Annotated in this window: 9 protein-coding genes; all 9 read left to right on the forward strand. The window is 70.3% G+C overall.

What is annotated here, in order from left to right:
* Positions 1-20 precede the first annotated feature (20 nt).
* Positions 21-2,294, forward strand: a complete 2,274-nt coding sequence (locus tag HEQ75_RS05285) for a sensor histidine kinase NtrY-like (protein WP_168027876.1) — start codon at positions 21-23, stop codon at positions 2,292-2,294.
* 2 nt (positions 2,295-2,296) lie between these two features.
* Positions 2,297-3,709 carry a nitrogen assimilation response regulator NtrX gene (ntrX, locus tag HEQ75_RS05290; RefSeq protein WP_168027877.1) on the forward strand — a complete coding sequence of 471 codons (1,413 nt, stop codon included), beginning with the start codon at positions 2,297-2,299 and terminating at the stop codon, positions 3,707-3,709.
* A 132-nt stretch (positions 3,710-3,841) separates the two neighbouring features.
* Positions 3,842-4,714 (forward strand): D-amino-acid transaminase, encoded by an 873-nt coding sequence (locus tag HEQ75_RS05295; protein ID WP_168027878.1) that lies wholly within the window; start codon positions 3,842-3,844, stop codon positions 4,712-4,714.
* 4 nt (positions 4,715-4,718) lie between these two features.
* On the forward strand, positions 4,719-5,387 hold the full coding sequence (locus HEQ75_RS05300; RefSeq protein WP_168027879.1) for an HAD family hydrolase: 669 nt from the start codon (positions 4,719-4,721) through the stop codon (positions 5,385-5,387).
* A 128-nt stretch (positions 5,388-5,515) separates the two neighbouring features.
* Positions 5,516-5,860 (forward strand): RNA chaperone Hfq, encoded by a 345-nt coding sequence (gene hfq, locus HEQ75_RS05305; RefSeq protein WP_168027880.1) that lies wholly within the window; start codon positions 5,516-5,518, stop codon positions 5,858-5,860.
* Positions 5,861-5,969: 109 nt separating this feature from the next.
* Positions 5,970-7,247 (forward strand): GTPase HflX, encoded by a 1,278-nt coding sequence (gene hflX, locus HEQ75_RS05310; protein ID WP_168027904.1) that lies wholly within the window; start codon positions 5,970-5,972, stop codon positions 7,245-7,247.
* Positions 7,247-8,077 (forward strand): inositol monophosphatase family protein, encoded by an 831-nt coding sequence (locus HEQ75_RS05315; RefSeq protein ID WP_168027881.1) that lies wholly within the window; start codon positions 7,247-7,249, stop codon positions 8,075-8,077. The genes hflX and HEQ75_RS05315 overlap by 1 nt, the downstream gene beginning before the upstream one ends.
* Positions 8,078-8,138: 61 nt before the next feature.
* Positions 8,139-8,606, forward strand: a complete 468-nt coding sequence (gene greB, locus HEQ75_RS05320) for a transcription elongation factor GreB (RefSeq protein ID WP_209318360.1) — start codon at positions 8,139-8,141, stop codon at positions 8,604-8,606.
* A 329-nt stretch (positions 8,607-8,935) separates the two neighbouring features.
* Positions 8,936-9,580 (forward strand): hypothetical protein, encoded by a 645-nt coding sequence (locus tag HEQ75_RS05325; RefSeq protein WP_168027883.1) that lies wholly within the window; start codon positions 8,936-8,938, stop codon positions 9,578-9,580.
* Positions 9,581-9,658 lie beyond the last annotated feature (78 nt).

Genomic DNA, 9,658 nt, shown 5'->3' on the forward strand with positions numbered 1-9,658 from the left:
GGCTGGGCTAGAACGCCTGCATGGCTCTGGGCTGGCGCAGGATCGGCGACATCTTCTTCGGCCGGGCCACGACGCTCGGCCTGGCGGTGACGGCCGTGCTGCTGGGCATCGCCACCTTCGTGCTGCTGGCCGGCGGCAGCCCCTTCGGGCCGACCAGCCCGGGGCAGATCGTCGCCGTGGTGCTGTGCAATGCCGGCGTGCTGCTGCTGCTGGCGGCCTCGCTCGCCTCCCGCCTTGTGCGCGTCTGGACCGAACGGCGGCGCGGCAGCGCAGGCGCCAGGCTGCATGTGCGGCTGGTGATGCTGTTCGGCGGCGTCGCCGTGGTGCCGGCGCTGATTGTCGCCGCCTTCGCCGCGGTGTTCTTCAACCTGGGCATCCAGGCCTGGTTCAGCGATCGGGTGCGCTCGACGCTGGAGGCCTCGCTGGTGGCCTCCCGTGCCTGGATGGACCAGCACCGGGACGAGATCCGGGTGGATGCGCTGGCGATGGCGGCGGATCTGAACCGCGCCGCGCAGGTCTTCCTGCCGGACAATGTGCCGGCCTTCGAGCGCCTGCTGGCCACCCAGACCTCGATCCGCGGGCTGACGGAGGCGGTGGTCTTCGAACCGACGCTCGGCCGCGTCATGGCCGCCGCCGGCTTCACCCCCGGCGCGATGATCGAGCCGCCGCCCGGCTGGGCGCTGGAACAGGTGCGGCAGGGGGAGGTGGCGGTGGTGCCGGGCGAATCGGATGCCCGGGTGCGCGCCGTCACCAACCTCGACATCCCGCCGGGCCTGCTGCTGCTGATCGGCCGGCCGCTGGATGGCAGCGTGCTGGATCACATGCGCACGACCGAGCTGGCCTTCCAGGAATACGACCAGCTGGACCGCAACCGCGGCAGCCTGCAGATCACCTTTGCCCTCATCTTCGCCTGCGCGGCCCTGCTCGTGCTGCTGGCGGCGGTGCTGGTGGGGCTGGTCTTCGCCAACCAGATGGCGCGCCCGATCTCCCGCCTCATCACCGCCGCCGAGCGGGTGCGCGCCGGCGACCTGGCGACGCGGGTGGAGGAGGGGACGCAGGATGACGAACTCGCCAGCCTGTCGCGCGCCTTCAACCGCATGACCAGCCAGCTCTCCGCCCAGCGGGGCGAATTGATGGAGGCCTACCGGCAGATCGATGAGCGCCGGCGCTTCACCGAGACGGTGCTCTCCGGCGTTTCCGCCGGCGTGATGGGGCTGGATGCGGAAGCGCGCATCAACCTGCCGAATCGCAGCGCCAGCATCCTGCTGGGCGTGGACCTGGATGCCGCCATCGGCCTGCCGCTGGCGCGCGTGGCGCCGGAATTCTCCGCCCTGGTGCAGGCGGCCCGAACCCAGCCGGAACGGCCGCATACGGCGGAAATCCCCATCGGCCCGCCGTCGCATCGCCGCATGTTGATCGCCCGCATCGGTGCGGAGATACAGCCGGGACGTGTCAATGGCTTCGTGCTGACCTTCGACGACATCACCGAACTGCAATCCGCCCAGCGCAAGGCCGCCTGGGCCGATGTGGCGCGCCGCATCGCGCATGAGATCAAGAACCCGCTGACGCCGATCATGCTGTCCGCCGAGCGGCTGAAGCGGAAATACCTGAAGGAGATCGCCAGCGACCCGGAGACCTTCCGGACGCTGACCGACACCATCGTGCGCCAGGTGGGGGATATCGGGCGCATGGTGGATGAATTCTCCGCCTTCGCCCGCATGCCGCAGCCGGTGATCCGGCCGGACCGGCTGGACCAGGTGGTGCGGGAGGCGTTGGTGCTGCAGCAGGGGGCGCACCCGGAGATCCACTACGAGACGGCGATCCCGGAGGATCTGCCGGCCCTGCCGATGGACCGGCGCCTGATCGGCCAGGCGCTGACCAACCTGCTGCAGAACGCCGCCGATGCCGTCGGCGCCGCGCCGCGGGAGGAAGGCGAGAAGGGCCATATCCTGCTGCGCATCGAACCGGCGGAGGCGCATGTGGCGGTGGCGGTGGAGGATGACGGGATCGGCCTGCCGGATGGAGAGGAGCGTGTTCGCCTGACCGAACCCTATGTGACGCACAAGGCGAAGGGCACCGGCCTCGGCCTTGCCATCGTGAAGAAGATCATGGAGGACCACGGCGGCAGGCTGGAACTGGCGGACCGGCCGGAAGGCCGCGGCGCGCGGGCGCTGCTGATTCTTCCGCGCGTGGCGCCCCGGCCGGCGAAGGACTCGGCGCCGGTTCCGCTACAAGGGCGCGCGGACCTGCCCCTGATGGGCGCAGCGATGGGACGCAGCGATGGGGCAGGCTGACCATGGCGCATGAAATCCTGATCGTCGACGACGAGCCCGACATCCGCGCCCTGATCGAGGGCATCCTCTCGGATGAGGGCTACGAGACACGGCAGGCGGCCAATTCGGACCAGGCGATCGCCGCCTTCCGGGCGCGGCGGCCTTCCCTGGTCATCCTCGACATCTGGCTGCAGAATTCGCGGCTGGATGGCCTTGGCATCCTGGCGGCCCTGCATGGGGAGGAGCCGCGGGTTCCCTGCGTGATGATTTCCGGCCACGGCACCATCGAGACCGCGGTGCAGGCGATCCAGAATGGCGCCTACGACTTCATCGAGAAGCCGTTCAAGTCGGACCGCCTGCTGCTGGTGATCGCCCGTGCGCTGGAAGCCTCCCGCCTGCAGCGGGAGAACAGCGAGCTGCGGCTGCGGGCGGGGGCGGAGGCGGAGCTGGTGGGCGTCTCGGCCCCGGTGACGCAGCTGCGCCAGGCGATCGACCGCGTCGCGCCCACCGGGTCCCGCGTGCTGATCAGCGGGCCGGCCGGGTCGGGCAAGGAGGTGACGGCGCGGATGCTGCACGCGCGCTCGCGCCGCTCGGACGGACCCTTCGTCGCGCTGAACTGCGCCACGCTGGCGCCGGCGCGCTTCGAGGAGGAGCTGTTCGGCGTGGAGGCCGGCGCCGATCCCTCCGCCCAGCCGCGCCGGGCAGGGGTGCTGGAACGCGCCCATGGCGGCACGCTGCTGCTGGACGAGGTGGCGGACATGCCGCTGGAAACCCAGGGCAAGATCGTCCGCGCCCTGCAGGAACAGGGTTTTGTCCGCATCGGCGGGGCGCAGCGCGTCACGGTGGATGTGCGCGTCATCGCCACCACCAACCGGGACCTGCAGGCGGAGATCGCCGGCGGGCGGTTCCGGGAGGATCTGTACTACCGCCTGGCCGTGGTGCCGCTGAAGATCCCGCCGCTGCGGGAGCGGCGGGAGGATATCCCGGCGCTGGCGCGGCACTTCATGGCGCGGTCCGGCGAGACCTCCGGCATGCCGCCGCGCGACCTGTCGGAGGACGCGCTGGCGGCGATGCAGGCTTATGAATGGCCGGGCAATGTGCGGGAATTGCGCAACCTGATCGACTGGCTTCTGATCATGGCGCCGGGCGACGCGCGGGAGCCGATCCGGCCGGACATGCTGCCGCCGCAGGTCGGCGCCTCCGCCCCCGCGCTGCTGAAGCTGGACCGCAGTTCCGAGATCATGACCCTGCCGCTGCGCGAGGCGCGCGAACTGTTCGAGCGCCAGTACCTGGAGGCGCAGCTTCTGCGCTTCGGCGGCAATATCAGCCGCACCGCGGCCTTCGTGGGGATGGAACGCAGCGCGTTGCATCGTAAGCTGAAGTTCCTCGGCGTCCACGCCGAGGACCGCGCGCCGGCTGCGGCCGCGGGGGGTTAGCCCCATACTGCAAACTTCGCGCAACCTGCAGCCTGGGCACTTTGCCCAGGCTGAGCGCCCGAACGGGCGCCGCGGCTTGTGCCGCGAAAGCCAAGCGGCCGGAGGCCGCGCCGGCGTTTGAGGAAGGCAAAGATGTCCAAGATCGCCTATGTGAATGGTCGCTACCTGCCGCAATCCGAAGCCTCGGTGAACATCGAGGATCGCGGCTACCAGTTCGGCGACGGCATCTACGAGGTCGTGCACCTGCATGACGGCCGCTATGTGGACGAGGACCTGCACCTGGCGCGGCTCGAACGCTCGCTGCGGGAAATCGCCCTGCCCATGCCGATGTCCCGCGCCGCGCTGTCCATGGTGCTGCGGGAGGTGGCGCGGCGGAACCGCGTGACGGAGGGCCTGCTGTACATGCAGGTGACGCGCGGCGTGTCACGCCGCGACCATGCCTTCCCGAGCAAGCCTGTGCCCCCGGCGCTGGTCGTCACCATCCGCCGGGTGCCGCCCTATCCCACCAATGTGGACAAGTGGCAGGCCGCCTGCATCACCCTGCCGGACCTGCGCTGGGCGCGGCGGGACATCAAGTCGGTGAACCTGCTGCCGAACTGCCTGGCGCGGCAGAAGGCGCGGGAGGCCGGCGCGATCGAGGCGATCCTGTTCGACGAGGCGACGGGCATGGTGACGGAAGGGGCGGCGACCACCTTCTGGATCGTCGATGAGAATGGGGCGATTCGCACCCGCTTCCTCGACCACGTCATCCTGCCCGGCTGCACCCGCGCCGCGCTGATGGCGGAGTTGCGGACGCTGGGCATGGACTATGACGAGCGGGCATTCTCGCTGGAGGAGATGCGGCGGGCGCGGGAAGCCTTCATCACCTCCGCCACCTCCTTCGTGAAGCCGATCACGAAGATCGACGGGCAACCCGTTGGCGATGGCCAGGTGGGGCCGGTGGTGCGGCGGCTGTTCGACATCTTCGCCCGCCATGTGAAGGGCGATGTGAAGAACGCGGCCTAGATCCATGCAAAGGCCCGACTGCATTCTCTGGGACTGGGACAACACCCTGGTGGATGGCTGGGCTGCCATCCAGCACGGCTTGAACGCCACCTTCGCCGAATTCGGCATGCCCTTGTGGAATCGGGAAACCGTGCTGGCGAATGTCCGCGGATCGCTGCGCGACACCTTCCCCGGCATGTTCGGCGCGGAATGGGAAAGGGCGCGGGACCTCTTCTACGGCGCCGTCCGGTCCTGTCACCTCGACGTGTTGAGCCCCATGCCGGGTGCCTTGTCGGCCATCCGCGCGGCCGCTCCGCTCGGGCCGCAGGGGGTGGTCTCCAACAAGCAGGGCCCGCTGCTGCGGGCGGAGGCGGCGCATCTGGGCTGGGCCGGGCACTTCGCCACGCTGGTCGGCGCCGGGGATGCCAGCGCCGACAAGCCCAGCGCCGCGCCGCTGCTGATGGCGCTGGCGGCCTGCGGCATCCAGGCCGGGCCGGCGGTCTGGTATGTCGGCGACACGGTGCTGGACATGGATGCGGCGCGGGCGGCCGGCTGCACGGCCGTGCTGCTGGGGCGCGCGGCGCATGATGGCGGCGTGGAAGCGGCGCGGCCCGATCTGGTATTCGATGACGGCCATGCGCTCGCGGCGGGGTTGCAGGACCTTGCCAGGGCGGGGGTAGGCGGGGGATGTTGAGGGGGTCCGGGCCTCTGGTCCGGATGACGTCGCCCTGCGGCTGATGGTGGTCCAATGCCACCTGTCGCGCGGCGCGCCGACTGCATCAGGGCCGATAACCGGCCAAGAAGAAGAAGGATCCCCGCCCGATGGCCGCCGAAAAATCCCAGAACGTGCAGGACGTGTTCCTCAACCACGTCCGCAAATCCAAGACCCCCGTGACGATCTTCCTGGTCAACGGCGTGAAGCTGCAGGGCATCATCACCTGGTTCGACAACTTCTCCGTGTTGCTGCGCCGCGATGGCCACACGCAGCTGGTCTACAAGCATGCCATCAGCACCGTGATGCCCGGCGCGCCGATCATGCTGTTCGACGCCACCGCGCAGGGCGCCGGCGCGATGCCGCCGGCGCAGGTCGGTGAGGCTGCGGCCCCCGCGCGCGAGGGCCGGCTGACCCTGGGGCGAGAGGTGACACCTGTCGGATCACGAGACTAGGCCCGAGCCGGCCCGCGCCGGCCGGACTTCCCGGGATACCCCCAGGGATACGCCGAGGGACACGCAGGGCGGCCCCACCAGGGCCGCCGTGATCCTGCCGCATGACCGGATGAACCGCCCCTCGCCCATGCAGGGCGAGGCCGGGGCCAACCGCGCGGCGGAGGCCAGGCTGGCCGAGGCGGTGGGCCTTACCGCCTCCATCGGCCTGACCATCGTCCATTCCGCCATCTTCCCGCTGCGCGCGACGCGGCCTTCCACCCTGCTCGGCGAAGGCCAGGTCGACCTGGTGCGGGAGGAGTGCGCCCGCCATGGCGTGACCGTGGTGGTGGTGGATGCGGCGCTGAGCCCGGTGCAGCAGCGCAACCTGGAACGCGCCTGGGGCGCCAAGGTCATCGACCGCACGGGCCTGATCCTGGAGATCTTCGGCGAACGCGCGCGCACCCGCGAAGGCGCGCTGCAGGTGGAATTGGCGCACCTGTCCTACCAGCGCACCCGGCTGGTGCGGTCCTGGACGCACCTTGAGCGCCAGCGCGGCGGCTTCGGCTTCCTCGGCGGCCCCGGCGAATCGCAGATCGAGATCGACCGTCGGCTGATCGACGACCGCATCATCCGCCTGAAGAAGGAGCTGGAGCAGGTGCGCCGCACCCGCGGCCTGCACCGTTCGGCGCGCCAGCGCGTGCCCTATCCGGTGGTGGCGCTGGTGGGCTACACCAATGCCGGCAAATCCACGCTGTTCAATGCCCTGACCGGCGCCGGCGTCTTCGCCCAGGACCAGCTTTTCGCCACGCTCGATCCCACCATGCGGGCGATCCGGCTGCCCTCCGGGCGCACCGTCATCCTCTCCGACACGGTGGGCTTCATCTCCGACCTGCCGACGCAGCTGGTGGAAGCCTTCCGCGCGACGCTGGAGGAGGTGGCGGCGGCCGACATCATCCTGCATGTCCGCGACGCCGCGCACCCGGACAGCGCCGCGCAGCGCGCCGATGTGCTGGCCGTGATGGCGGAAATGGCCGCAGGCGACGATGCCACGATGGACGAGGCCTGGCCGGGCCGCGTGATCGAGGTGCTGAACAAGGCGGATCTCATGGGAGGCGTCGGTGCCTTGGCACGGCGGGGCGGCAACGTGCTGCCGGACATCCCGGGCGCCATCGCCGTCTCCGCCCTGACCGGCGACGGGCTGGATTCGCTGCGCGCGGCGCTGGATGCGCGGCTGACGGCGGGGATGCAGACGGCGGATTACCGCATCGGCCTGGCGGATGGCGCCCGCCTCGCCTGGCTCTATGAACATGGCGAGGTGCTGGCGCGGGAGGATGCGGAGGACGCGATCCGCGTCTCGGTCCGGCTGTCCCCCGCCGATCGCGCCCGATTCGAGCAGCGGGAGGATTGATGCGGTTCGATACCAGGGCGGCCCGCGACGTGGCGGCGCTGCTGCGCGACGCGACACAGGCGGAAATCCTGCCGCGCTTCCGGCGCCTGACCGCCGGCGATGTCCGCACCAAATCCAGCCCGCTGGATCTGGTGACGGAGGCGGATGAGGCGGCGGAACGGATGATCGAGGCGGCGCTGCGCGCCCGCTTCCCCGGCTGCGTGGTGGTGGGGGAGGAGGCGACGGCGGCCAACGCCTCGCTGCTGTCGAAGCTGGCCGATGCCGACCTCGCCTTCGTCGTGGACCCGGTGGACGGCACCGCGAATTTCGCCGCCGGCATGCCGCTGTTCGGCTGCATGGCCGCCGCCTTCGTGAAGGGGGAGGTGGTGGCGGGCTGGATCCACGACCCGCTGGGCGACGACACCGCGGTGGCGCTGCGCGGGGAGGGGGCCTGGTTCGAGGATGCGGAAGGCCGGCGGCTGGCCGATCTGCGCGTGGCCGCGCCGGTGCCGGTTTCCCGCATGGTCGGCGCCGTATCCTGGGGCTGGATGCCGGAGCCGCTGAAATCCACCGTGGCCAGCCGCCTGCCGCGCCTGGCCGCGACGCTGAACTACCGCTGCGCCGCGCATGAATACCGGCTGGTGGCCAGCGGGCATGCGCACCTGCTGGTCTACAACAAGCTGATGCCCTGGGACCACGCGCCGGGTGTGCTGCTGCACCAGGAAGCCGGCGGTCACGCCGCGCGTTTCGACGGCAGCGACTACCTGGCTGGCCGGCATGTCAGCGGCGGGCTGATCTGCGCGCCGGACAAGGCTTCCTGGCAGGAAGCGCGGGACGCGCTGATTGGCTGAGGCGGAGGATGAGGAGGGGGAGGAGGGTCCGCCCGGCCTGCCCCCCGGCACCCCCTTCTACATGACACCGGCGGGCCACGAGGCCCTGCGAGCCGAGCTGCGCCGGCTTTGGGACGAGGAACGCCCGAAGGTGGTGGAAGTGGTGAGCTGGGCCGCCGGCCTCGGCGACCGCTCCGAGAATGCGGACTACCAGTATGGCAAGCGCCGCCTGCGGCAGATCGACAGCCGCGTGCGCTTCCTCCGCAAGCGTCTGGAGCGGGTGCAGGTGGTGGACCCGGCGGCGCAGGCACGGCGCGACCAGGTGTTCTTCGGCGCCACCGTCACCTATGCCCGGGCCTCCGACGACGCCGAGGTGACCATCACCATCGTCGGCGTGGACGAGGCGGACAGCGCCGCCGGCCGCATCTCCTGGGTCGCGCCCGTGGCCCGGGCGCTGCTCGGCGCGCGCATCGGCGACACCCGCCGGCTGCGCACCCCGGCCGGGGCGGAGGAGATCGAGGTGGTGGCGATCACCTATCCGGCCGGCTGAACCGCCGCTTCGAGCTCCCGGGTTCGCGTACGTCCCATGGGGCGCCTGGATTTTCCTGCGCAACGCCAATAGCGTCGCGGCAGTGACCGCCGGCGCGGCAGCCGTCACGTCGTGGCGCCGACTACCGCGCCAGCGGGGATGCGCGAGTCAGAGCGAAAAACAGCGTATCGATGCGAACCGGAGCGAAACTGGCGGAGCGGGATGAACCGGAAATCAACGGTCGCTGGCCGGGTGACCAGTGCCAGCCGCAGAGGCAAAGCAGCACATTCGTGGTTTGTTCTTGACGCAGGTGAGGGTCTAGGATTATGGTCACATCACAGGATGTGGCCATGCCCGACCCGATCCCCGTGAGCGCCTCCGATCTGCGCCAAGCGATGCGCGATCCGCGATACTGGCAATCAGGCCATCCGGAGCGTGGAGAGTACACGACATGGGTCGAAGGTGCCTTTCGGCAGCTTCACGAGGGCTCGGCTAACTCGGGCGGTCTCGTGTGGGTCAACCCCTACACGCGCACACGGGACGGCGAGACCGAGGAAGTCAGCGGTCATTTCCGCCACTCGGGCAGACAAGGTGGCCCGGGCGATCCAGGTGGCGATGCAGCCCGCGGCGCCGTCTCGGTCGAGAACGAGCAGGGTCGCGGCGTCGAGCGCCGAACCACCGTTCGCAACCTCTCGGGCCGCCTGATCGGTCGCTGCGAGACCCTTTCCGATGGCGGCCAGCTTTGCACCATGGCGATGCCGGATGGCGGCATCGTCGTGCAGGGCTTGCAGCCCGGCGAGGGAGAGTTCGTGCCCGTTGCCGCTCCAGCGGCTGCCTTTGCCTTCCCGGCGCTGCTGGGCGCCGCGACGGGCCTCTACAATTACCTGCCGAACCGGCCGCTGACAGCGCCACCTGGCAGTGCCACAGCAGAGACGCCCTTCCTGTATTTCTATCGCGGCTTCGAAGGGACTGATACGCCCGGCGTCCTGCAGTGACTCATGAGTGTTCCCACGGTCACGGCGAGTGTGATTCGCTGTCCTTCGTGCTTGGCGAGGGGGCGGCAATGGTGGCGG

The organism is Falsiroseomonas selenitidurans, from assembly GCF_012103215.1.
GTDB classification, from domain to species: domain Bacteria; phylum Pseudomonadota; class Alphaproteobacteria; order Acetobacterales; family Acetobacteraceae; genus Falsiroseomonas; species Falsiroseomonas selenitidurans.

Excerpts from the sequence above, each read along its gene's own strand:
- HEQ75_RS05315 (WP_168027881.1), top strand. The coding sequence starts at position 7,247 with ATGCGGTTCGATACCAGGGCGGCCCGCGACGTGGCGGCGCTGCTGCGC.
- HEQ75_RS05295 (WP_168027878.1), top strand. The coding sequence starts at position 3,842 with ATGTCCAAGATCGCCTATGTGAATGGTCGCTACCTGCCGCAATCCGAA.
- greB (WP_209318360.1), top strand. The coding sequence starts at position 8,139 with ATGACACCGGCGGGCCACGAGGCCCTGCGAGCCGAGCTGCGCCGGCTT.
- HEQ75_RS05325 (WP_168027883.1), top strand. The coding sequence starts at position 8,936 with ATGCCCGACCCGATCCCCGTGAGCGCCTCCGATCTGCGCCAAGCGATG.
- hflX (WP_168027904.1), top strand. The coding sequence starts at position 5,970 with ATGAACCGCCCCTCGCCCATGCAGGGCGAGGCCGGGGCCAACCGCGCG.
- HEQ75_RS05285 (WP_168027876.1), top strand. The coding sequence starts at position 21 with ATGGCTCTGGGCTGGCGCAGGATCGGCGACATCTTCTTCGGCCGGGCC.
- hfq (WP_168027880.1), top strand. The coding sequence starts at position 5,516 with ATGGCCGCCGAAAAATCCCAGAACGTGCAGGACGTGTTCCTCAACCAC.
- HEQ75_RS05300 (WP_168027879.1), top strand. The coding sequence starts at position 4,719 with ATGCAAAGGCCCGACTGCATTCTCTGGGACTGGGACAACACCCTGGTG.
- ntrX (WP_168027877.1), top strand. The coding sequence starts at position 2,297 with ATGGCGCATGAAATCCTGATCGTCGACGACGAGCCCGACATCCGCGCC.